Origin of the sequence: Nocardioides sp. B-3, from assembly GCF_024703895.1 — a bacterium.
Lineage (GTDB): Bacteria > Actinomycetota > Actinomycetes > Propionibacteriales > Nocardioidaceae > Nocardioides.
In genome coordinates this window covers 14,329-34,910 of sequence record NZ_CP087968.1, presented here as the reverse complement: position 1 = coordinate 34,910, position 20,582 = coordinate 14,329, and the positions used below count along the sequence as shown (strand labels likewise).

Genomic DNA, 20,582 nt, shown 5'->3' with positions numbered 1-20,582 from the left:
GCGCCACGACAACTACGACGCGGCCCGGCAGACGGCCGCTGACTACCGAGGAGATCCTGGGGCGCGACAACTACTTCATGGAGCTGATGGATCACGGCCTCGACATCGAGCGCCGGGTCCGCGACGGCCTGCTGCGGCTGGCCAAGGACCTCCGGATCCCGCTGCTGGCCACCAACGACTCGCACTACGTCCGCCGGGAGGACGCGAAGTCACAGGAGCACCTGCTCTGCATCAACTCCGGCTCGACGATGGACATCCCGGCCGGCGACGGTCCGGGCCAACGGTTCGCCTTCTCCGGCGACGGCTACTACCTCAAGTCACCGGCCGAGATGCGCTCGCTGTGGGTCGACAAGTACGACCTCCGCGAGGCCTGCGACAACACGCTGTGGATCGCCGAGCGCTGCGACGTCGCGTTCACCGAGGGCAGCGGCACGTTCATGCCGAAGTTCCCCTGCCCCGAGGGGGAGAACGAGGACTCCTGGCTGGTCAAGGAGGTCGAGCGCGGACTGCAGGTCCGCTATCCCGCCGGCATTCCCGACGCCGTCCGCAAGCAGGCCGACTTCGAGGTCGGCGTCATCACCGGCATGGGCTTCCCGGGCTACTTCCTCGTCGTGGCCGACTTCATCAACTGGGCCAAGAACAACGGCATCCGCGTCGGCCCGGGCCGCGGCTCGGGTGCCGGCTCGATGGTCGCCTATGCCATGCGGATCACCGACCTCGACCCGTTGGTCCACGGCCTGATCTTCGAGCGGTTCCTCAACCCCGACCGCGTCTCGATGCCCGACTTCGACATCGACTTCGACGAGCGTCGTCGTGGCGAGGTCATCCGCTACGTCACGGAGAAGTACGGCGACGAGCGCGTCTCCTACATCGTCACCTACGGCACCATCAAGGCCAAGCAGGCCGTCAAGGACTCCTCGCGGATCCTGGGCTACCCGTTCGCGATGGGCGACCGCATCACCAAGGCGATGCCGGCCGCGGTCATGGGCAAGGACGTGCCGCTCCCGGGAGATCTTCAACTCCGAGCACAAGCGCTACGGCGAGGGCGGCGAGTTCCGCGCCCTCTACGAGAGCGACAACGACGTCAAGCGGGTCGTCGACACCGCTGTCGGGATCGAGGGCCTCAAGCGGCAGTGGGGCGTGCACGCGGCCGGTGTGATCATGTCGAGCGAGCCGCTCCTCGACATCATCCCGATGCTCAAGCGCCCCGCCGACGGCGCGATGATCACGCAGTTCGACTACCCGACCTGCGAGTCGCTCGGCCTGATCAAGATGGACTTCCTCGGGCTGCGCAACCTCACGGTGCTCGACGACGCGGTGAAGAACATCGCGGTCAACCGCGGCGAGGAGGTCGTGCTCGAGGACCTCGAGCTGACCGACGCGGCGACGTACAAGCTGCTCCAACGCGGCGACACGCTCGGCGTCTTCCAGCTCGACGGCGGCCCGATGCGCGCGCTGCTGCGCTCGATGCGTCCCGACACGTTCGAGGACATCTCGGCCGTGGGTGCGCTCTACCGCCCCGGTCCGATGGGCGCCGACTCGCACAACAAGTATGCCCGCCGCAAGACCGGCCGTGAGCCGGTCGAGGCGCTGCACCCCGAGCTGGCCGATGCCCTTGAGGACGTGCTCGGCGAGACCTACGGCCTGATCGTCTATCAGGAGCAGGTCATGGCGATCGCGCAGAAGCTCGCCGGCTACACGCTCGGCCAGGGCCGACATCCTGCGGCGCGCGATGGGCAAGAAGAAGAAGGAGGAGCTGGACAAGCAGTTCGCCGGCTTCTCCGCGGGCATGACGGAGCGCGGCTACAGCCACGCCGCGATCAAGGCGCTGTGGGACACGCTGCTGCCGTTCTCCGACTACGCCTTCAACAAGGCCCACTCGGCGGCCTACGGCCCGGTGTCCTACTGGACGGCCTACCTCAAGGCCAACTATCCGGCGGAATACATGGCCGCACTGCTGACCTCGACGCGCGACGACAAGGACAAGTCGGCGATCTATCTCAACGAGTGCCGCCGGATGAAGATCCGAGTGCTGCCGCCCGACGTCAACGAGTCGCACGCCAACTTCACCCCCGTCGGCAACGACATCCGTTTCGGCCTCACCACGATCCGCAACGTCGGTGTCAACGTCGTCGACGGGATCGCGACGGCCCGCCGAGAGAAGGGTCGCTACGCCGACTTCAACGACTTCATGGACAAGGTCCCGGTGCACGTGTGCAACAAGCGCGTGATCGAGTCCTTGATCAAGGCCGGTGCCTTCGACGAGATGAAGCACAAGCGGCGCGCGCTGGTCACGATCCACGAGATGGCCGTCGACCAGTACATCGACATCAAGAAGAACGAGGCGATCGGCCGGGACTCGCTCTTCGGCGGGCTGGACGAGGCCGACGGCGGGTTCGGGGTCAACGTCGCGATCCCGGAGATCGACGACTGGGACAAGATGACGCTGCTGGGTCATGAGCGAGAGATGCTCGGCCTCTACGTCTCCGACCACCCGCTGCTCGGTCTCGAGCACGTCCTGCAGCAGGGCACCGACTGCACCATCGGCCAGCTGATGCTCGACGAGGAGCGACCGCACGGGTCCACATTGACCATCAGTGGCCCGGTCACGAGCGTGCAGCGCAAGATCACCAAGAAGGGCGACTCGTGGGCGACGGTGACCCCTGGAGGACCTCGACGGGGCGATCGAGGTGCTGCTGTTCCCGAGCGCCTACCAGCTCGCCTCGACCCACCCGGTGGAGGACGCGATCATCCGGGTCAAGGGGCAGCTCTCCCGCGACAAGGACCAGCCCGAGCTGCGCGCCCGGGAGGTGACGATGCCCGACCTGTCCGACGGTCCGTCGGGCCCGGTCACGGTCAACCTGCCGCAGACCGGGATCAACCCGGGCGTGGTCGACAGCCTCAAGGAGGTGCTCGCCACGCACCCCGGCGTCACCGAGGTGCTGCTCAACGTTCGCATGCGCGACAAGACGATCGTGCTCAAGGTGGGTGACCACCACCGCGTCACGCCGTCGCCGGCGCTGTTCGCCGACCTCAAGCAGCTGCTCGGTCCGGGGTGCCTGACCTGATGGGCGAGCGTCTGGGAGCGGTCGTGCAGGCCGTCGGTTTCGTCGCTGCCTTCGCACTCTCCGGCGCGCTGGCCGGGGTGGTCTGGGAACGCGTCTGGGACGCGCCCGCCGGCGTCGCCTACGAGAACCAGTGGTTCCTCGAACCGGCCGGACCCGACTACTCCTTCTCCGGCACCGGTTGGTACGTCCCGGTGGCGCTCGTCGCCGGCGCCCTGACCGCCTTCGCGCTCGGATGGTGCTGGCCGCGGCACGAGCTGGTCAGCCTCGCCGCCTTCGTCGTGGGTTCGATGCTCGCAGGCTGGGTGATGTTCAAGGTGGGGCACGCGTTGGGTCCCGACGACCCGCGGCTGCTCGCTGCCGGCCAGCCCGACCTGACAGCGATCCCCAGTGACCTCACCCCGGCCGGGGTGGACGGCGAGCCGCGGCCGTTCCGGCTCGACTCGAGCGCGCTCGCGGCATACCCGATCGGCGCGATGTTCGCCTCGCTCTACGTCTATCTCGTTGCCGCCGGACGACGATCGGGGCGCCGGTCCACGGCGGTTGGGACCCCGACCGCTGGGTAGGCTGGCGCCCGTCAGCATCCGGCAGTCTTCTCACGGGGGTTCTCATGTCCAACACCACTCCACCGGGCCCCGGTGGCCCAGAATTTCTTGAGTCCTCCACGGGATTCCCGGTGGGCTCGGACGAGCGTTCGACCGACAACCGCAAGCGGTTGCTCGCCCCGGGCGGCCTCGTCGGTGTGCTGGCCGTCGGCGGAGGTGCCGTCTGGGCAGCGACGTCCTTCCTCGGCACCGGTTCACAGCCCGCCGAGGCGATGCCGGCCGGAACCCCGGGCTACGTCAGCATCGACCTCGACCCCAGTGGCGGGCAGAAGATCGAGGCGATCCAGACCCTGCGCAAGTTCCCCGCGTTCAAGGAGAAGATCGGTCTCGAGACCGACGACGACCTGCGTGAGCGGCTGTTCGAGGAGATCGTGAAGTCGGGGCGAGTGCGAGGGCCTCGACTACGCCAAGGACGTCGAGCCGTGGCTCGGCGACCGGGGGGCGATGGGCGCCGCGGACCTCGGCGGCGACACGCCCGCCCCGATCCCGGTCGTCCGGGTCAAGGACGCCGGAAAGGCCGAGGAGGGCATGGACCGCCTGCTCGAGGTGTGCGGTGGCGAGGTCGCGAGCGACTCCGAGGCGTCCGATGAGATGGGCGGTTGGGTCGTCTCGGGCGACTGGGTCGTCATCAGCGAGACCGAGGCCGACGCCCAGAAGGTCGTCGACGCGACCGAGAAGGGCTCGCTGGCCGACGACGCCGACTTCCAGCGCTGGACCGGCGAGGCGGGCGAGCCCGGCGTCATCAGCATGTACGCCGCACCGGCGGCCGGCGAGTACATGAGCCGCTACCTCGGCGACATGGCCGGGATGGGCTCGATGTTCGGTGTCCCTGCGCCCGGTATGGAGTTCGACCCCGAGACTGGCGAGTTCCCGGAGATCATGCCCGACGAGGAACCGACCGTTCCCCCGGAGCTCGAGCAGGCACTGGCCGACTTCGACGGGGCAGCGGCGACCGTGCGGTTCGACGACGGTGCGCTCGAGGTGGAGATGGCCTCCTCCAACTACCAGCCGGACATGACCGAGAACTTCCTCGGCGACGCCGGGGTCGAGCTGGTCGAGGGTCTTCCCGACGACACGGTGGCCGCCTTCGGCCCGGGCCTCGGTGAGGGCTGGGCGCAGGCGATGCTCGACTACTTCGAGACCACCAGTGCCGGTGCGTTCGACGTCGACGAGCTGATCGCTGAGGCCGAGGCAGAGACCGGACTCGACCTGCCGGCCGACCTCGAGACCCTGCTCGGTGAGGGCGTCGCCGTCGCCGTGGGGAGCGGCATCGACCCGGATGCCATCGTCAACGGGGGCCCGGCCGAGGCGCCCTTCGGCCTCAAGATCAAGGGCGACGCGGCGGAGATCCGAGCCGTGCTCGACAAGGTCAAGGACCCGGCCGGCCCCGAGGCTGCCCCCTTCCTCGAGGTGACCGAGAGCGACGGCTACGCCGTGCTCGGGACCAACGAGGACTACATCGCTGCGCTGGCCGCCGGGGGCAAGCTCGGGGAGACCGCGGCCTACGACGAGGTGATCGAGGACGATGCGGCGAGCGTGCTGTTCCTCAACTTCAACAGCGACGACGACTGGCTGGTGCGGGTGAGCAAGGACGAGCCCGAGCTCAGCGAGAACCTCGAGCCGCTGTCAGCGGTCGGGGCCAGTGGCTGGATCGATGGTGAGGTCATCCACGGCGTCTACAAGGTGACGACCGACTGACCCACGTTCGACTGCTCTACCGGCCGATCTGGGCCGTGATCGCCTCGGTGATCGCGACCGGGTCGGCCGGGGTCAGTTCCGTGTCGAGTCCCCGGCGTCCGGCCGAGACGAACACGGTGGCGTGGTCCTGCGCGGAATCGTCGAGCACGGTCCGGTGACACTTCTTCTGCCCGACGGGGGAGATGCCGCCGGCGACGTACCCCGTGGCTCTTTCGGCGGCGCTCACCTCGGCCATCACGGCCTTGCTGCCGCCGAGTGCGCGGGCGAGCGACTTGAGGTCGAGCTGCCGGGTGACCGGCACGATGCCGACGACGAGGGCACCGTCGAGGGAGGCCAGCAGCGTCTTGAACACGCGGTCCGGCTCGACACCGAGCGCCTCGGCGGCTTCCCGGGCCGTAGGACGCCGCCCGCGGGTCGTGCTCGTAGGGATGCAGCTCGAAGCCGATTCCGGCAGCCGTCAGTGCAAGGGTGGCCGGGGTGCCGCCACCGGCGGCCTTCTTCTTCGCCATGGAGTGGTCCTCAGTTGGGGGACCGGGGCGGTGCGGGCCACGTCGGTGGCCGGCAGCGACGGGATGACGTTCATGGCCCGCAGCTCCTCGCGCAGCATCGTGGTCACCAGCTCGAGCCGTGCTTCAGGGCTCTCCGCCTCCAGCAGTGACTGACGCTCGGCCATCGGCAGCGGCGCCAGTGCGGACAGGGTCCGGGAGAGGTAGCCGGGATCGCGGGGGAGGCTGCCGGCGAACGTCGATCCCCGGATCGCGCTGATCGCGGCGCGATAGGCGGTGAACGTGGCGCGAGCCCGGTTGTGCAGCTCTTCGCTGCCCTCGACGGGCTCGTCGGGGGAGTCGGTGACGTCGCCGTTGGCGAACTCGCCGGAGGTCTCCAGCCCGTCGAGGATGATCCGGTCGCGGGCGGTGGCGACGATCTCGAAGGTGCCGTCCTTGTTGCTCTCGACATCGGTCAGCTGCAGGCGCACGCCGACGCGGTAGAGCGACTGGGCACCGTGGTCCCCGACCTCGTAGCCCTCCCGGATCGCGACACTGCCGAACACGCGATCGCTCGGGTCGTCGATGCGCAGAAGGTGGTGCACGAGCGCGCGATAGCGGTCCTCGAACACGTGCAGGGGGATGCTCACGCCGGGGAACAGCACCGTGTTGAGGGGAAACATCGGCAGCGTGTCGGTCACGCTCACAACCTAACGGGTGTCCGGGGCATGTCCACCGACCGTCGGCGAGGTCGGGTTGCGCGTCGCGACTCCCTAGAATCGGACCATGCGCATGCGTCGGATCGACCTCCGGGGAGCGGGCACGTCCGCCCCCCACGACTACTACCGCGCGGTCGTGCCGCGCGCAGAGTTCGACGTCGAGACCGCCACGCATGCCGTCCAGCCGATCATCGACGCCGTCCGCACTCGCGGCGTCGAGGCGATCCGTGAGTTCTCCGCGCAGTTCGACGGCGTGGACCGCGAAGACATCGCCGTACCGCCCGAAGCGTTGACCCGGGCGCTCGACGAGCTCGACCCTGCCGTGCGCGCGGGCCTCGAGGAGGCGATCCGCCGCCTGCGGAAGACGTGCGAGGCCGAGCTCGAGGCCGACGTCACCACGTCGCTGGGTGAGGGCGCAACGGTCACCCACCGCAAGGTGCCCGTAGACCGGGTCGGGCTCTACGTCCCCGGCGGCCTCGCACCGCTCGTGTCCAGCGTGATCATGAACGTCGTGCCCGCGCAGGTGGCCGGGGTCCAGTCGATCGCGCTCAGCAGCCCGCCGCAGAAGAACCGCGAGGGACTGCCCGAGCCGACGATCATGGCGGCCTGCGCGTTGCTGGGTGTCGACGAGGTCTATGCCGTCGGCGGGGCCCGGGCGATCGCCATGTTCGCGTACGGCGCCGGACCCTGTCGCCCCGTCAACCCGGTCACCGGCCCGGGCAACATCTATGTCGCCGCCGCCAAGCGCGTGCTGCGCGGCGTGGTCGGCATCGACTCCGAGGCCGGCCCGACCGAGATCGCGATCCCGGCCGACGACACGGCCGAGGCGTCCTACGTCGCCGCCGACCTGATCAGCCGGGCCGAGCACGACCCGATGGCCGCGTCGGTGCTGGTCACCGACTCGGAGGCGCTGGCCGACGACGTCGACGCCGAGCTGGAGAAGCAGGTCTTCGCCACGCGGCACACGGCCCGCGTCCAGACCGCGCTCACCGGTCAGCAGTCCGCGATCGTGCTGGTCGACGACGTCGAGCAGGGCCTCGACGTGGTCAACGCCTATGCCGCCGAGCACCTCGAGATCCACACGCGCGACGCGCGCGAGATCGCGGCCCGGGTGCGCAACGCGGGCGCGATCTTCGTCGGCGCCTTCGCGCCGGTCTCGCTCGGCGACTACTGCGCCGGGTCCAACCACGTGCTGCCGACCGCCGGGTGTGCCTGCCACAGCAGCGGCCTGTCCGTGCGCGCCTTCCTCAAGTCCGTGCACGTCATCGACTACTCCCGCGACGCGCTCGCGGAGGTGGCCGACCACGTCGTCACGCTCGCCGAGGCCGAGGACCTGCCGGGCCACGGCGCCGCGGTGAAGGTGCGGTTCAGCGAATGAGCTTTCCTCCGATCCGGGAGGAGCTGCGCGGCATCGAGCCCTATGGCGCCCCGCAGCTCGACGTACCCGTGCAGCTCAACGTCAACGAGAACCCCTACGGCCCCTCGCCCGAGGCGGTCGCCGACATCGCGGCCGCCGTCGCGGCTGCGGCGGGCACCCTGAACCGCTACCCCGACCGCGAGTTCACCGCCCTGCGCGAGGGCCCGGCGGCGTACCTCAACACGTCCGGTGGCAGCGACATCACGCCCGACATGGTGTGGGCGGCCAACGGCTCCAACGAGGTGATGCTGCAGATCCTGCAGGCCTTCGGCGGGCCCGGTCGCACGGCGCTCAGCTTCGCGCCGACCTACTCGATGTATCCCGAGTACGCCCGCAACGCGATGACCGACTGGGTCGTCGGCCACCGGGCCGAGGACTTCTCGCTCGACCTCGATGCGGCTCGCGAGCTCATCGTGTCGAGGAAGCCGTCCGTCGTGCTCCTGCCGTCGCCGAACAACCCGACCGGCACGGCGTTGCCGCCCGAGGCGATCTCGATGCTCTGCGAGGCCGTCGGCGACAGGATCCCGGTCGTCGACGAGGCGTACGGCGAATTCCGCCGAGAAGGTGTGCCGAGCGCGCTCGAGCTGCTGCCGAGACACCGCAACCTCGTGGTCAGCCGGACGATGAGCAAGGCGTTCGCCCCGGCCGGCGCCCGCCTCGGCTACCTCGCCGCGGACCCCGCGATCTGCGACGCGATCCGGGTGGTGCGGCTGCCCTACCACCTCTCCGCGGTCACCCGGGCGACCGCGTCAGCCGCTCTGCGGCACGCGCCCGAGCTGCTCGGCAACGTCGCCGAGCTCCGCGCCGAGCGCGACCGCACCGTCGTGTGGCTGCGCGAGCAGGGCTTCGAGGTCGCGGACAGCGACGCGAACTTCGTGCTGTTCGGGATGTTCGCCGACCGGCACGCGGTCTGGCAGGGTCTGCTGGAGCACGGCGTGCTGATCCGGGAGACCGGGCCCGACGGCTGGCTGCGGGTGTCGATCGGCACCGCGGACGAGATGACCGCATTCAAGGACGCACTGACCATCGTGATGAAGAACGAGTCGATGAAGGACATGACATGAGCCGCACTGCCAGCCTCGAGCGGGCGACCTCCGAGTCGAAGATCAGCATCGAGCTCGACTCGGACGGCACCGGGCGCTCCAGCATCACGACCGGCGTCGGGTTCTACGACCACATGCTCACCGCCTTCGCGCGGCACTCGCTGATCGACCTCAAGGTGCACGCCAACGGCGACACCCACATCGACGCGCACCACACCGTCGAGGACACCGCCATCGTGCTGGGTCAGGCGCTGCGCGAGGCACTCGGCGACAAGGCCGGCATCCGCCGCTTCGGCGACGCCACCGTGCCGCTCGACGAGGCGCTCGTGCAGGCCGTCGTCGACGTCTCCGGGCGTCCCTACTGCGTGCACACGGGCGAGCCCGAGGGGCAGATCTATGTCGCCATCGGCGGCAACGACGTCAACGGTGCGGCCTACCGGGGCTCCTTGACGCGCCACGTCTTCGAGACCATCTCCTTCCACGCGCACCTCGCGCTGCACGTCCGCGTGCTCGCCGGCCGCGACCCGCACCACCCCGGGTCGAGGCGCAGTTCAAGGCCTTGCGCGCGCCTTCCGCGACGCGATCGCCAACGACCCGCGCGAGCAGGGCGTGCCGTCGACCAAGGGCACGCTCTGAGCACTCACGAACCCGCAGCCAGCCCTGAGGAGGGCGCCCTGCGCCCGTCACGAAGGGTCGTCGTCCTCGACTACGGGTCCGGCAACCTCCGGTCCGTGGTCCGGGCGACCGAGCGCGCGGGCGCCAGCGTCGTCCTGACCAGCGACTTCCAGACCGCGCTCGACGCGGACGGGTTGATCGTCCCGGGTGTCGGCGCCTATGCCGCGTGCATGGAGGGCCTGCGCGCGGTCAAGGGCGAACGGATCATCGGCCGCCGCCTCGCCGGTGGCCGCCCGGTGCTCGGCATCTGTGTCGGCATGCAGATCCTCTTCGCGCGCGGCGTCGAGCACGGCGTCGAGACGGACGGCTGCGATGAATGGCCGGGCACGATCTCTCGGCTCGAGGCGCCCGTTGTGCCGCACATGGGCTGGAACACCGTCGCCGTACCCTCCGGAACGTCGTTGTTCGCAGGCATCGAGGACGAGCGCTTCTACTTCGTGCACTCCTACGCCGCCCGCACACGGGACCTCGTCACCAACGACCGCACCGCCGAGCCGCTGGTGACGTGGGCCGAGCACGGCGGGGACCGGTTCGTGGCCGCCGTCGAGAACGGCCCGCTGTCCGCCACGCAGTTCCACCCCGAGAAGTCGGGCGACGCGGGCGCGAGGTTGCTGCGCAACTGGGTGCAGTCGCTCTAAGCCCCAACTTTTCGTCACCGGTCCACGTCTGAGAGGCATGACCCGGAACTCCTTGATCGTGACCGCGGCGCTCGCCGTCGTCGGCGCCACCCTCGTCACCATCGCCCCCGCTGTCGCCGGCGCCGAGTCCGGGGTCGCGGCGTCGACGTGCCGGGGCAAGGCGGTGACGATCGTCGCCTCCAGCACCGTCACCGTCGGCACGGAGGGCGACGATGTGGTCGCCATGACGCCGTCGGGCTGGTACAACTTCGACGCCCCGGGCGGCAATGACACGATCTGCCCGGCCGTGGGAATCGGCGGTGGTGGCGAGATTCCGACGGGAACCCTCAACGCAGGCGCCGGCGACGATGTCGTGGTGAACCGGGCCACCGCTTCGCTCGGCTCGAGCATGTTCGTCGGGCTCGGCGCTGGCGAGGACACGTTCACCGGCAACGACACGCCCGCACGGGTGGTTGCCGACTCCGCCTACACGTACGGCCTACCGACCTACCCTCCGGCAGGTGCCCAACGAGACGTGATCAACACCGGAACCGGCGGCGGCTCGGTGACATCAGTAGCGCCGCCCGGTGCCCTGAACGACGACCGCATCATCTTCGGCGGCGGTGACGCCTGTGTCGTGTACATCGGAGCGATGGGTCCCCGGGGGTTTGGTCGACTTCACGGCTGCGGCCGCCGGGACGCTCTGGTTCCCACTGCCGGGGGTTGCCGACCCGGTGGGACGCGGTGAGCTGCTGGTGGACAACGTGGGTCGGCGCGCCACCGTCGGCGGCGCGCAGGTGCTGGCCCTGGAGTGGTGACGTCAGCACGTTCTCCTTCGGCCGGGACGGTGCCACGTCGTCGAGGCTGCCCGTGTCCTTAGTCGGCTCCGATGCGGACGAGGACGTGACGGTGACGGGCGGACCGGTCGGTGACATCCGCCCGGGTGGTGGTGACGACAGCCTGAGCATGCAGGCGTGGGGCGACGCATTCGTGCCGCGATCGGCCGATGGCGGCCCCGGTTCGGACTCCGGGCGTCTCGAGACCGCGTGCCTTGCGCTGCGCGTCGAGAACGGTGGCAGTGCCACCTGCGACGGAGCATCCGGACCGTTCGGCAGCTTCGACGAGGTGATCGCGACCTCTCTGAACAGTGGCAGCACGGTCCGTCTCGTCGGCTCCGCGGCCGCCGAACGCCCGGGTCGCCAGTGGAGGCCGAGTCACGATCCCGGGGCACGGGCGGGGCCGACGAGATCGGCGTCGACGATGCCCACACGACGCGTCTCCGGTGGGGGCGGCGGAGACGACATCTGGGCCTCGGGCGGCGATGTGATCGTGAAGGGGCAGGCCGGGCGCGACCACATCGAGCTCTCGGGACCGGAAGGCCGACCGGGTGCCGCAGTGGCCCGTCAGGTCGCGCTCGGAGGCCGCGGCGCGGACAAGCTGCGCGGCACCGACGAGTCGGCAGGTGACCGACTCGTCGGCGGCCGGGGCCGGGACAGTGCCAACGGGCGGGGCGGAAAGCTCGATCGCTGCCCGGCCGAGACGACCAAGAACTGCGAACGGCCCAAGTGACATGCGCCGGGTCCTGCTCGCTGCGACAGCGCTTCTCCTCGTGTGTACGGCGACGCCGGCCCACGCGGACACGCGCACCGTGACGGACACCGCGCCCGACGCCGGGATCCCGGCGGCGTACGACATCGCCGGCGTCACCCGGGACTACGACGACGATCGGCTGCTGGTCACCAGCGACATGGCCCGCGTGCGTCGCAAGGGCGTCGTGCTGACGGCGCGATCGGCCCACGACTGGGAGGGCTACGTGGTGGTGGCGCGGACGTGGTGGGAGGACGGGCAGAAGGTCGATCGCCTCTGGCTCTGGGCCAACACCGTCACCCGCACCCGCGTCGACTGCCCGGGTCTGTCATCGCGGTGGCGCCCGGGGGAGGGCGGCCTCATCCGGCTGCGCATCCCGAACAGCTGCCTGTTCGACGGCTACCAGATGCGGGACTTCAGCGCGACGACGAACCGGCTCGGCTTCGCGGGAATCTACGACCCAGTCGCATCGGCGGGCGTGCTCTCCTCGGTCTGACGTGCCTGTGACCCCGCTGCCTTTCGGCTCGCGGGGTGTGGGGCGGTGTGGTCAGAGGTCGGGCGGGTGGCCGAGTGGTCGTGATCCGGTGTGGTCTCGGAGGTAGGTATGCCCGTGGGGGCTGGTCCAGACGAACACGCCCGGCTCGGTCATGGCGTAGGACCATCGGCCTCGTGTCTTGAGGCGGTGATGCCTGCGGCAGAGCGCGGCGAGGTTGTCGGTGGACGTGGTCCCGCCACGGTCGGGCGCCCCGTGGTCGTAGGGGATGACGTGGTCGAGGTCGCAGAGCCTCGCGTTGCGTCCGCACCACGGGAACACGCAGGTCCGGTCGCGGGCGATGACGTGGTCGTGGGTCCGCTCGGTCGGGACGTAGCCGGCCGTTTCTGAGGCGGTCCCGGAGGTCGATGACCGGTTTCATGGTGATGGTGACGTCGGGGCGGCCGCACCAGGGCGGCGATCTGCTCGGCGGTGAGGACCCGGCCGCCGGCCTGTTCCACGAACCCGGTCAGGCACTGGCCGTTGTTCTCGAGGTCGTGGTGGGTGATGGCGTCGGTGGAGAGGTGGGCGTGGAGGACGATCTGGGTGGTCGGGGCTGCCTTGGTTTCGACACGCTCCTCGCTGCGCTCGTCGCTGCTCAACCGGCGGTGGGACGCAGGCTCGTCGCTGCTCAACCGGCGGTCCAGTTCCCCGTCGATGTCGTCGGGGAGGCCGAGGGTGAGTTGGTGGCGGGCGAGGTCGCCGAGGGCGGTGGCCCGGCGCCCGTCCAACGTGTCGGTCGAGCCCAGTCGCAGTTGGTGGGCGGCACCGGCGGCAACGGCCTCGGCCGGGCCGAGGGCGTCGGGGGAGGTCGAGGTCGGCCTCGAGGTGCAGGGTGCCGTCGAAGGAGACCCGGTCGGTGTCGAAGGTGACGTGCCGACGATCCGCCGCGTCCTCGGTCTCCTTGGCGAGTTGGTCGGGCATGAACCGGGCGCGGGCGTGGTCGACGAGGCGGCCCAGCTCGGTCGGGGTGAGCCGGTTGGCGCACCACGCGGTCTGCTCGTCCACGAACGTCGCCGCCTCAACCGAGAGGCCGACGGTGGTTTGTGCGATCCGCCGCGCCCGCCACGGCGTCACGAGACCGGCCGGGACGCCGGCCCACAGCTGCGGGAGGCGGTAGCGCAGCTCGATCACGTCGGTCAGATACGACCCGACGGCATCACAGGTCTGGCCGAGCATGGTCGCGATGTCGGGGATGGTGAACTCGTCGATCACCGGTGACCCGACGCCGGCGAGGGTCTTGGGGGACTGGAAGCACGCGTCGGGACACGACCGGTCGAGGACCGGGTGCAGCGCGACCCAGTGCGCGGCGAGGCGCATGGATCGGACCTCGGAGGACTGCCGGGCGTCCTGCTCGGCCCGCAGTGCAGACAGCACTCCGGCCGGGGTGTCCGGCAGGGTGTCGGTGCTGCTGCGGGTGCTGGTCGCCATACGAAAACCCAACCAGAAGCCACCGACAATCAGCCCCCGAAAGCGACCGGATCGGGGGTCTGGGGAAAAGAATTTCAAAATCTTTTGAGGGGCTTCAGCGGCCGTGGCCCTCAGACCTGCACGTTGAAACCGAGGTCGAGGTCGCACGCAGCCTGTCCGCCCCTGAATGCCCCAGCCTTCGGTCGGGATGTCCTGCACGGTGATCAGGACGCAGCTGCCGGGGATGCCGAGAGGCGTCAGACGGGCCACGATCTCGGCGTAGAGCTGCCGCTTGGCGTCGGTCGATCGTCCGGCGAAACAATCGATCGTCACCAACGTCATGAACTCGACCATTGGCACTGTCGAGGAGACGCCGAACCGGTGCGGCAGGTGCTCGACCAGTCGCACGTGCTTGTCCTCTGGCGGGATCTGGAACGCGGCGACGAGGGCGCCGTGGACAGCGTCGATGATTGCCACTTCCTCGTCGTCGGACCATCGACGGCTGCGGTGGCTGGGACTCTTCGTCGGCGGCCTGCTCTTCTGGTTCCCGACCCTCGTCGGCGGCGGGGCGCTAATCCCGGCCGGCACGCCTCGTTTCGTCGACCGGGCCCACGCTCGGCACCGGGCTGACGGTCACCGGCTGCCCGGCCGGCGTGCTGCCGACGATGTGGATGGTGTGGTTCCGGTCCTCCTCATCGTCCTCGCGATCCTGAGCGTCTCGAGGCGAAAGTCGGACGGGTCAGATGATGGTGCCGGCGTCCTCGGCAGCGATCCGCTCCAACGCCCGCTCGGCGACGACCGCCATGGTCATTGACGGGTTGCAGGCGGCGGTCTTGCCGGGGATCACGGTGAACGCTCGGGACGGTCATGCCCCGGGACTGCTCTCCTGCGTAAGGGCGTTGTCCCGGGGCACGCATCCCCGTTTCGGTGGATCAGGCGCTGATCGCTGCCCGGTCCTGAGCGGAGGACCCTTCGAGGGCCACCTCGATCTTGCGAGGCTTCGCCTTCTCCGCGATCGGTACGACGAGGCGGAGCACCCCGTCGGCATAGCGCGCCTCGATCTGGTCGAGGTCGAGGTTGTCGCCGAGGACGAGCTGGCGGCTGAACAGGCCGCGTGGACGCTCGGACGCGAGCGACTCCCAGTCGCCGTTGGCGGCGACGCGTTCGGCGCGCACGGTGAGCACGTTGCGCTCGACGTCCGTGTCGATGCTCTCCCTGACGACGCCGGGCAGGTCGAACTCGATGACGAACCGGTCTTCCTCGCGCCACGCGTCCATGGGCATCACTGCCGGACGTGTCGTGGTCCCGAAGACCTGCTGGGCCAGCCGGTCGAGGTCACGGAACGGGTCTGTGGTGCGTAGCAACATCGTCTACCTCCCGGCTCTCCTCCGGGGCCGTTCGGCCCGGATCTGTATTGATAGTTTCAGGTTTTATATACTCAGTGGGTGAGTAGAAATCAAGCCCCTCGCGATCAGGGTGTCTTCGCGATCTCCGTCGCGGCGGACATGGTGTCGATGGAGATCCAGAACCTGCGCGTCTACGAGCGTCGCGGGCTCGTGCTGCCCGACCGGACGCCCGGTGGATCGCGGCTCTACAGCCAGGACGACATCGGTCACTTGCACCGGATCCGTGAGCTCCTCGCCGACGGGCTCAACCCGGCTGGTGTGGGGCAGGTGCTCGTCCCTGGAGCAGCGGGTGCGGGACTGGAGGAGCGCCTCGCGGACCGCTGACAACGTTCGGTCGCGTCGCCGAAGCACCGAGGGCCAGTCAGATGATGCTGCCGACGTCCTCGGCGACGATCCGCTCCAACGCCCGCTCGGCGACGGCCGCGATGGTCATGGACGGGTTGCAGGCGGCGGTGGTGCCCGGGATCAACGCGCCGTCGAGGACGTAGAGCCCGCGCGCACCGTGCACGCGACCTTCGAGGTCGCACACCGAGCCCATGGCGGCGCCGCCCCTGGGGTGCCGGGTGCTCGGCGCGATCAGGTGACTGTCGGTGAGCACCCCGGTCGCCCCCGACCACAGCACGCATTCGCGCGCCGATCTCCTCGTGCACGACCCGGTCACCGCCCGCCGGCCAGTGCAGCCCCACCGTGTCGGTGATGCCGTCGTAGGCGAACTGGCCGCGGTCCCGGCTGACTCCGAACCCGACCAGCATCGTCGTACGCAGGTTGAGGCCGACCGGCGGCATCGCTGCCCGGATGATCGTGTTGGCCGTGGTCGGGTCGGCCCAGTCCTTGCTCCCGTAGACCACCGGGCCGCCCTGCGTGCCGAAGTCGGTCTCGAGGTTGGACCGAGCATAGATTCGGTCACCGTTGGTGCCCCAGCCCCGGCCGACACCGTCGGGCAGGTCGGGGATGGCGCCGGTGGCGCGTGCCCTGACCGAGAGCTTGGTGGTGTTGACACTGCCGGCCGACAGCACGAGCGAGCGGGTCCGCAGGACCTTCTGCTCGACGATCCGGCCGTTGTCGTCGGTGCGATTCACCCGGACCAGCCACCGACCGTTCCCCGGTCCGCTCGATCGAGGTGACGTCGTGGTGCGTCCTCACCCTGACCCGACCGGTCGCTTCCGCGGCACGGAGGTAGGTGACGTCGACCGAGTGCTTGCCGCCGTTGTTGACGCCCATCGCGGCGTCGCCGTTGGTGTAGGACGGCTTCATCTCTCCGCGCAGCTCGGCTTCGGCGTACGACCAGTCGATCGGCATCGGGATCTTCTCGACGGAGAAGCCCGCCAGCTCGGCCCGCGACCTGAACGTCCGTGCCGCCGGGTAGTTGGGCGTGTTGATCAGCGTGTCCGGGGCGGTCTCGAGCTGCAGCATCCTCGCGACCCGGCGGTAGTGCACGCGGTCCATCAGGTCGTAGTCGAGTGCCTCGGGCAGGCAGCTCTCGAAGAGCTCGCGAGACGGCTGCAGCGTCATCCCCTCGGTAGACCAGCGACCCGCCGCCGACGCCGGCGGGACACATCACCAGCATGTTGCGTCCCAGCACGGGCTCGATCAGTCCGACGTAGGGATCGAGGTCCAGCGGCGCGCCCACCAGCCGCTGGGCCGGGTGCAGCGCACTGGGTGTCGTGCCGTGCCAGAGCAGGCGCTTGTCGGGGCGGGCCACGTGCGGGAAGGTCTCGGCGTTCGGTCCGGTCGGCCAGCGGCGGCCGCGCTCGAGCACCGTCACCCGGACACCCGCCCGCGCCAGCCGGAGCGCCGTCACGCCGCCGCCGAAGCCGGAGCCGATCACCACGACCCGGTGGTCCTCGTGGGTCAGTGGAACCCGGGCCCCGCGCGGGTGTCGGCGCCGCCGGGGCGACCGCCCCGGCCGCGGCGACGGACAAGAGGGAACGACGGGTGTGCACACTGGCCTCCGAGTAGAACGTGTTGCAGTTGGTCGGCGCGATTCTGTCAGAGGGCGGGACGCGGCCGGTCTTGCGTCTCACGGCTCCTAGGATCGAGCCATGAGCGACTACCTCGAACTCCTGCCCGCGGTGGACATCAAGGGCGGACAGGCCGTTCAGCTCGTCCGGGGCGTCGACGGCTCGGAGAAGCGCTTCGGCGACCCGATCGAGGCCGCGCTGCGCTGGCAGGAGGCGGGGGCCGAGTGGATCCACCTCGTCGACCTCGATGGGGCGTTCGGCCATGGCCACAACCGTGAGCTGCAGGCCAAGATCGTCGGCACGCTCGACATCAACGTCGAGATGAGCGGCGGCATCCGCGACGACGAGTCGCTCAAGGCTGCGATGGCGACCGGTTGTCGTCGGGTCAACATCGGCACCGCCGCGCTCGAGAACCCCGAGTGGTGCGCTCGCGCGATTGCGGAGTACGGCGATCGCGTGGCCGTCGGCCTCGACGTCCGCGGTCGCACGCTGGCCGCGCGGGGCTGGACGCGCGAGGGCGGCGACCTCTACGACGTGCTCGCACGTCTCGACGGAGAGGGATCGCGCGCTACGTCGTCACCGACGTGAACAAGGACGGCATGCTCCGGGGCCCGAACCTCCAGCTGCTGCGCGACGTCTGCGCCGCCACCGACAAGCCTGTCGTGGCCAGCGGCGGAGTCACCACGCTGGAGGACATCGAGGCGCTGATGGGTCTGGTCGCCGAGGGCGTCGAGGGTGCGATCGCCGGCACCGCGCTCTACGAGGGCCGCTTCTCCCTCGAGGGACGCTGGCGCTGACCAAGGGCCAGCGATGAGCCTCGCCGTACGCGTCATCCCGTGTCTTGACGTCGACAACGGTCGCGTCGTCAAGGGCATCAACTTCAAGGAGCTCCGCGACGCCGGCGACCCGGTCGAGCTGGCCCGGATCTATGACGCCGAGGGCGCCGACGAGCTGACGTTCCTCGACATCTCGGCCTCGCACGAGGGCCGCGCGACCACGATGGAGGTCGTCTCGCGCTGCGCGGAGGAGGTCTTCATCCCGCTGACCGTCGGCGGGGGAGTGAGCAGTGTCGAGGACGTCGACCGCCTGCTCCGCGCCGGTGCCGACAAGGTCGCGATGAACACCGCCGCCATCCACCGGCCCGAGCTGATCGCCGAGGTCGCCGACCGGTTCGGCAACCGGGTGCTCGTCCTGAGCGTGGACGCCCGTCGCGTCTCCGACGGGCGCTTCGAGGTCACCACCCACGGCGGCCGCAAGAGTGCGGGGCTCGACGCGATCGAGTGGTCCGCGCGCGCGGCCGAGCTCGGCGCCGGCGAGATCCTGCTCAACGCCATGGACGCCGATGGCACGCAGGACGGGTTCGACCTCGAGCTGATTCGCGCCGTACGCCGTGAGGTCTCCATCCCCGTCATCGCCAGCGGCGGAGCGGGTGCCGTCGAGCACTTCGCGCCCGCCGTCGACGCCGGTGCCGATGCGGTGCTCGCAGCCACGGTCTTCCACTTCGGCACGCTGCGGATCGGGGACGTGAAGGCGGGCCCGGCGAAGGCTGGTCACCCAGTTCGTTGAGGCGTGTACGACCGTGCGGCACCGGGGTCATACGATTCGAGGCATGCGCACGATCTCCCGCACCCTCGCCGCCACCGCACCCCTCGCCGTACTCCCCGGCCCTGACCGCGTGTGGTGCGCCGCGCGACGAAGCCGAGGACGCGGCGGACCCCGCAGGCGAGGAGACGACCTCGGCCGACGCCTGCACCCCGGACAGCCTCGACACGCTGACGGCGGGCACGCTCACGATCGGCACGGACTCCCCGGCCTACGAGCCGTGGTTCGTGGACGACGACCCGACCAACGGCCGGGGCTACGAGTCTGCGGTGGCCTTCGCCGTCGCCGAGCAGCTGGGCTACACCACCGACCGGGTCGCCCGGGTGACCGTGCCGTTCAACGCGGTGGTCAGCCCCGGCGAGAAGAAGTTCGACTTCGACGTCAACCGGGTCTCCATCACCGAGCAGCGCCGCAAGGCCGTCGACTTCTCGAGCGGCTACTACGACGTGCGCCAGACCGTCATCACCAACCGGGGCAGCGCCATCGACGGCGCCACCTCCCCGGCCGACCTCGCGGACGCGAAGCTCGGCGCTCAGGTCGGCACCACGAGCTACACCGCGATCACCGACGTCATCGGCACCTCCGAGCAGCCCGCTGCGTTCGACACCAACGACCGGGCGGTCCAGTCGCTGAAGAACGGCCAGATCGACGGCATCGTGGTCGACCTGCCCACGGCCTACTACATGACCGCGGTCCAGCTCGACAAGGGCATGATCGTCGGCCAGCTGCCCGCGGCCCGGGGCGACGTCGAGCAGTTCGGCGCCGTGCTCGACAAGGACAGCCCGCTCACCGACTGCGTCAGCCGGGCCGTCGACGCCCTGCGTGAGGACGGCATCCTCGACCAGATCGCGTCCGAGTGGCTGGAGCAGCAGGGCGCTCCCGAGCTCTCCTGATGTCGAAGGCCGTCAAGGACTGGCAGCCGTCCGCGATCCAGCTCGAGCGCGAGAGCTTCCCGGCGCCGCCGGGCCGCGCGCAGTACGGCGATCGCGGCGGCCAGCACCCCGGTCGTGCTCGGCGTCGTCGGCGGACTGGTCGTCAGCTCACCCGGGTGGGAGCGGGTCCACGAGACCTACTTCGACTGGGACAAGGCGGTCGACTCGTTCCCGGCCGTCCCGGCCGGGCTCTGGATGAACGTCAAGATCATGGTGATCTCGGCGATCGCCATCGTCATCGTCAGCCTCACCATCGCGGTGATGCGCACGACCCGCGGCCCGATCGCGTTCCCCCTGCGCCTGCTGGGCACGGTGTACGTCGACGTGTTCCGTGGCCTCCCGCTGCTGCTCGTCATCTTCCTGCTCGGGTTCGGCGGGCCGGCCCTCGACCTGTCGGGCCTGCCGCGCAGCGCTCTTCTGGGGCTGCGCGTCCCCGGTGCTGTCCTACTCGGCGTACGTCGCAGAGGTCTTCCGGGCCGGTATCGAGTCCGTCCACCAGTCCCAGCGCCTCGCCGGTCGCGCGCTGGGGCTGACCTACGCGCAGACCCTGCGCCACGTCGTGCTCCCGCAGGCCCGGCGGCGCGTGCTGCCCGCCCTGATGAACGACCTCGTCTCGCTGCAGAAGGACTCCGGCCTGATCGCGGTCCTCGGCACGGTCATCGACGCGATCCGCGCGGCGCAGATCGAGACGGCGAAGGACTTCAACTACACGCCGTACGTCGTGGCGGGTTTCCTCTTCATCTGCCTGACCGTGCCGATGGCGCGACTGACTGACTGGTATGCCCGCAAGCAGGGGTTCGCCGGCGCGGGGAGCCTGATGTGAGCGTC

The 20,582-nt window shown here is 69.9% G+C and carries 23 protein-coding genes and 6 pseudogenes; 19 read left to right on the top strand and 10 right to left on the bottom strand.

Features of this window, described 5'->3' with window-relative positions; genetic code table 11:
- Positions 1–77 precede the first annotated feature (77 nt).
- The 6 genes and pseudogenes from LP418_RS31960 to LP418_RS00215 form a co-directional block, all read left to right on the top strand.
- Positions 78–920: pseudogene (locus tag LP418_RS31960) on the top strand (DNA polymerase III subunit alpha); the annotation flags it as partial.
- Positions 814–1,650 (top strand): annotated as a pseudogene (locus LP418_RS31955) (hypothetical protein); the annotation flags it as partial. The pseudogenes LP418_RS31960 and LP418_RS31955, both read left to right, overlap by 107 nt.
- An 82-nt stretch (positions 1,651–1,732) precedes the next feature.
- The gene (locus LP418_RS31950) at positions 1,733–2,992 is read left to right on the top strand and encodes a helix-hairpin-helix domain-containing protein (protein ID WP_442940068.1); all 1,260 of its coding nucleotides are present in this window, start codon (positions 1,733–1,735) and stop codon (positions 2,990–2,992) included.
- Entirely contained in the window at positions 2,958–3,068 is a 111-nt protein-coding gene (locus LP418_RS31945; protein WP_442940067.1) for a hypothetical protein, read from the top strand. The genes LP418_RS31950 and LP418_RS31945 overlap by 35 nt, the downstream gene beginning before the upstream one ends.
- Positions 3,068–3,631: a hypothetical protein gene (locus tag LP418_RS00220; RefSeq protein ID WP_257954802.1), complete on the top strand. Its 564-nt coding sequence runs from the start codon at positions 3,068–3,070 to the stop codon at positions 3,629–3,631. The genes LP418_RS31945 and LP418_RS00220 overlap by 1 nt, the downstream gene beginning before the upstream one ends.
- Positions 3,632–4,114: 483 nt before the next feature.
- Entirely contained in the window at positions 4,115–5,368 is a 1,254-nt protein-coding gene (locus LP418_RS00215; protein WP_257954801.1) for a DUF3352 domain-containing protein, read from the top strand.
- 16 nt (positions 5,369–5,384) lie between these two features.
- Here LP418_RS00215 and LP418_RS00210 read toward each other — a convergent pair whose 3' ends face one another.
- Positions 5,385–5,720 carry a YbaK/EbsC family protein gene (locus LP418_RS00210; RefSeq protein WP_336275865.1) on the bottom strand — a complete coding sequence of 112 codons (336 nt, stop codon included), beginning with the start codon at positions 5,718–5,720 and terminating at the stop codon, positions 5,385–5,387.
- 105 nt (positions 5,721–5,825) lie between these two features.
- Positions 5,826–6,554 (bottom strand): LON peptidase substrate-binding domain-containing protein, encoded by a 729-nt coding sequence (locus tag LP418_RS00205; RefSeq protein WP_257954800.1) that lies wholly within the window; start codon positions 6,552–6,554, stop codon positions 5,826–5,828.
- Positions 6,555–6,639: 85 nt separating this feature from the next.
- Here LP418_RS00205 and hisD point away from each other — a divergent pair, with 85 nt between their 5' ends.
- The 7 genes and pseudogenes from hisD to LP418_RS00170 all read left to right on the top strand — a co-directional run bounded on the left by hisD (position 6,640) and on the right by LP418_RS00170 (position 12,407).
- Entirely contained in the window at positions 6,640–7,950 is a 1,311-nt protein-coding gene (gene hisD, locus LP418_RS00200; RefSeq protein ID WP_442940065.1) for a histidinol dehydrogenase, read from the top strand.
- Positions 7,947–9,053: a histidinol-phosphate transaminase gene (locus LP418_RS00195; protein WP_257954799.1), complete on the top strand. Its 1,107-nt coding sequence runs from the start codon at positions 7,947–7,949 to the stop codon at positions 9,051–9,053. Before hisD ends, LP418_RS00195 begins: the two co-directional genes overlap by 4 nt.
- A pseudogene (hisB, locus tag LP418_RS00190) lies at positions 9,050–9,668 on the top strand (imidazoleglycerol-phosphate dehydratase HisB). Before LP418_RS00195 ends, hisB begins: the two are co-directional and overlap by 4 nt.
- 38 nt (positions 9,669–9,706) lie before the next feature.
- Entirely contained in the window at positions 9,707–10,345 is a 639-nt protein-coding gene (gene hisH / locus LP418_RS00185; RefSeq protein ID WP_257957247.1) for an imidazole glycerol phosphate synthase subunit HisH, read from the top strand.
- A gap of 37 nt (positions 10,346–10,382) precedes the next feature.
- A complete protein-coding gene (locus LP418_RS00180; protein ID WP_257954798.1) occupies positions 10,383–11,072 on the top strand; it encodes a hypothetical protein in 690 nt (229 codons plus the stop codon).
- Positions 11,073–11,194: 122 nt separating this feature from the next.
- Complete coding sequence (locus LP418_RS00175; RefSeq protein WP_257954797.1) at positions 11,195–11,893, top strand: hypothetical protein; 699 nt, start codon at positions 11,195–11,197, stop codon at positions 11,891–11,893.
- 1 nt (position 11,894) lies between these two features.
- Positions 11,895–12,407 carry a hypothetical protein gene (locus tag LP418_RS00170; RefSeq protein WP_257954796.1) on the top strand — a complete coding sequence of 171 codons (513 nt, stop codon included), beginning with the start codon at positions 11,895–11,897 and terminating at the stop codon, positions 12,405–12,407.
- A 51-nt stretch (positions 12,408–12,458) separates the two neighbouring features.
- Here LP418_RS00170 and LP418_RS00165 read toward each other — a convergent pair whose 3' ends face one another.
- The 3 genes and pseudogenes from LP418_RS00165 to LP418_RS31940 all read right to left on the bottom strand — a co-directional run.
- Positions 12,459–12,725 carry an HNH endonuclease gene (locus tag LP418_RS00165; RefSeq protein ID WP_257954795.1) on the bottom strand — a complete coding sequence of 89 codons (267 nt, stop codon included), beginning with the start codon at positions 12,723–12,725 and terminating at the stop codon, positions 12,459–12,461.
- 96 nt (positions 12,726–12,821) lie between these two features.
- A complete protein-coding gene (locus LP418_RS00160) occupies positions 12,822–13,874 on the bottom strand; it encodes a hypothetical protein (protein ID WP_257954794.1) in 1,053 nt (350 codons plus the stop codon).
- Between the two features lie 177 nt (positions 13,875–14,051).
- A pseudogene (locus LP418_RS31940) lies at positions 14,052–14,261 on the bottom strand (tautomerase family protein); the annotation flags it as partial.
- Positions 14,262–14,319: 58 nt separating this feature from the next.
- Between LP418_RS31940 and LP418_RS00155 the strand changes: the two are divergent.
- Positions 14,320–14,667, top strand: coding sequence for a hypothetical protein (locus tag LP418_RS00155; protein ID WP_257954793.1), 348 nt, complete (start codon positions 14,320–14,322; stop codon positions 14,665–14,667).
- Between the two features lie 118 nt (positions 14,668–14,785).
- Here the strand turns inward: LP418_RS00155 and LP418_RS00150 are convergent, their stop codons facing one another.
- Positions 14,786–15,220 (bottom strand): Hsp20/alpha crystallin family protein, encoded by a 435-nt coding sequence (locus tag LP418_RS00150; protein ID WP_257954792.1) that lies wholly within the window; start codon positions 15,218–15,220, stop codon positions 14,786–14,788.
- A 78-nt stretch (positions 15,221–15,298) separates the two neighbouring features.
- Between LP418_RS00150 and LP418_RS00145 the strand changes: the two genes are divergently transcribed.
- The gene (locus LP418_RS00145) at positions 15,299–15,583 is read left to right on the top strand and encodes a MerR family transcriptional regulator (protein WP_257954791.1); all 285 of its coding nucleotides are present in this window, start codon (positions 15,299–15,301) and stop codon (positions 15,581–15,583) included.
- Positions 15,584–15,620: 37 nt separating this feature from the next.
- Here LP418_RS00145 and LP418_RS00140 read toward each other — a convergent pair whose 3' ends face one another.
- From LP418_RS00140 to LP418_RS31935, 3 genes and pseudogenes are all read right to left on the bottom strand, one after another.
- The gene (locus LP418_RS00140; protein WP_257954790.1) at positions 15,621–15,857 is read right to left on the bottom strand and encodes a GMC family oxidoreductase; all 237 of its coding nucleotides are present in this window, start codon (positions 15,855–15,857) and stop codon (positions 15,621–15,623) included.
- A gap of 305 nt (positions 15,858–16,162) precedes the next feature.
- Entirely contained in the window at positions 16,163–16,771 is a 609-nt protein-coding gene (locus tag LP418_RS00135) for a hypothetical protein (protein WP_257954789.1), read from the bottom strand.
- 190 nt (positions 16,772–16,961) lie between these two features.
- Positions 16,962–17,060 (bottom strand): annotated as a pseudogene (locus LP418_RS31935) (hypothetical protein); the annotation flags it as partial.
- Between the two features lie 241 nt (positions 17,061–17,301).
- Here LP418_RS31935 and priA point away from each other — a divergent pair.
- The 3 genes and pseudogenes from priA to LP418_RS00120 all read left to right on the top strand — a co-directional run bounded on the left by priA (position 17,302) and on the right by LP418_RS00120 (position 19,715).
- Positions 17,302–18,017: pseudogene (gene priA, locus LP418_RS00130) on the top strand (bifunctional 1-(5-phosphoribosyl)-5-((5-phosphoribosylamino)methylideneamino)imidazole-4-carboxamide isomerase/phosphoribosylanthranilate isomerase PriA).
- 13 nt (positions 18,018–18,030) lie between these two features.
- Positions 18,031–18,786: an imidazole glycerol phosphate synthase subunit HisF gene (hisF, locus tag LP418_RS00125; protein ID WP_257954788.1), complete on the top strand. Its 756-nt coding sequence runs from the start codon at positions 18,031–18,033 to the stop codon at positions 18,784–18,786.
- Complete coding sequence (locus LP418_RS00120; RefSeq protein WP_257954787.1) at positions 18,783–19,715, top strand: ABC transporter substrate-binding protein; 933 nt, start codon at positions 18,783–18,785, stop codon at positions 19,713–19,715. Before hisF ends, LP418_RS00120 begins: the two co-directional genes overlap by 4 nt.
- A gap of 176 nt (positions 19,716–19,891) precedes the next feature.
- Here LP418_RS00120 and LP418_RS00115 read toward each other — a convergent pair whose 3' ends face one another.
- The gene (locus LP418_RS00115) at positions 19,892–20,065 is read right to left on the bottom strand and encodes a hypothetical protein (protein ID WP_257954786.1); all 174 of its coding nucleotides are present in this window, start codon (positions 20,063–20,065) and stop codon (positions 19,892–19,894) included.
- A gap of 20 nt (positions 20,066–20,085) precedes the next feature.
- Here LP418_RS00115 and LP418_RS00110 point away from each other — a divergent pair, with 20 nt between their 5' ends.
- Complete coding sequence (locus LP418_RS00110; protein ID WP_257954785.1) at positions 20,086–20,577, top strand: ABC transporter permease subunit; 492 nt, start codon at positions 20,086–20,088, stop codon at positions 20,575–20,577.
- Positions 20,578–20,582 lie beyond the last annotated feature (5 nt).

What these genes read in the sequence shown, in the direction of transcription:
- LP418_RS00160 (WP_257954794.1), bottom strand. Translation starts at nt 13,874, where the DNA reads ATGGCGACCAGCACCCGCAGCAGCACCGACACCCTGCCGGACACCCCG.
- LP418_RS00170 (WP_257954796.1), top strand. Translation starts at nt 11,895, where the DNA reads ATGCGCCGGGTCCTGCTCGCTGCGACAGCGCTTCTCCTCGTGTGTACG.
- hisD (WP_442940065.1), top strand. Translation starts at nt 6,640, where the DNA reads ATGCGCATGCGTCGGATCGACCTCCGGGGAGCGGGCACGTCCGCCCCC.
- hisF (WP_257954788.1), top strand. Translation starts at nt 18,031, where the DNA reads ATGAGCCTCGCCGTACGCGTCATCCCGTGTCTTGACGTCGACAACGGT.
- LP418_RS31945 (WP_442940067.1), top strand. Translation starts at nt 2,958, where the DNA reads ATGCGCGACAAGACGATCGTGCTCAAGGTGGGTGACCACCACCGCGTC.
- LP418_RS00155 (WP_257954793.1), top strand. Translation starts at nt 14,320, where the DNA reads ATGATTGCCACTTCCTCGTCGTCGGACCATCGACGGCTGCGGTGGCTG.
- LP418_RS31950 (WP_442940068.1), top strand. Translation starts at nt 1,733, where the DNA reads ATGGGCAAGAAGAAGAAGGAGGAGCTGGACAAGCAGTTCGCCGGCTTC.
- LP418_RS00220 (WP_257954802.1), top strand. Translation starts at nt 3,068, where the DNA reads ATGGGCGAGCGTCTGGGAGCGGTCGTGCAGGCCGTCGGTTTCGTCGCT.
- LP418_RS00150 (WP_257954792.1), bottom strand. Translation starts at nt 15,220, where the DNA reads ATGTTGCTACGCACCACAGACCCGTTCCGTGACCTCGACCGGCTGGCC.
- LP418_RS00195 (WP_257954799.1), top strand. Translation starts at nt 7,947, where the DNA reads ATGAGCTTTCCTCCGATCCGGGAGGAGCTGCGCGGCATCGAGCCCTAT.
- LP418_RS00180 (WP_257954798.1), top strand. Translation starts at nt 10,383, where the DNA reads ATGACCCGGAACTCCTTGATCGTGACCGCGGCGCTCGCCGTCGTCGGC.
- LP418_RS00135 (WP_257954789.1), bottom strand. Translation starts at nt 16,771, where the DNA reads ATGACGCTGCAGCCGTCTCGCGAGCTCTTCGAGAGCTGCCTGCCCGAG.
- LP418_RS00215 (WP_257954801.1), top strand. Translation starts at nt 4,115, where the DNA reads ATGGGCGCCGCGGACCTCGGCGGCGACACGCCCGCCCCGATCCCGGTC.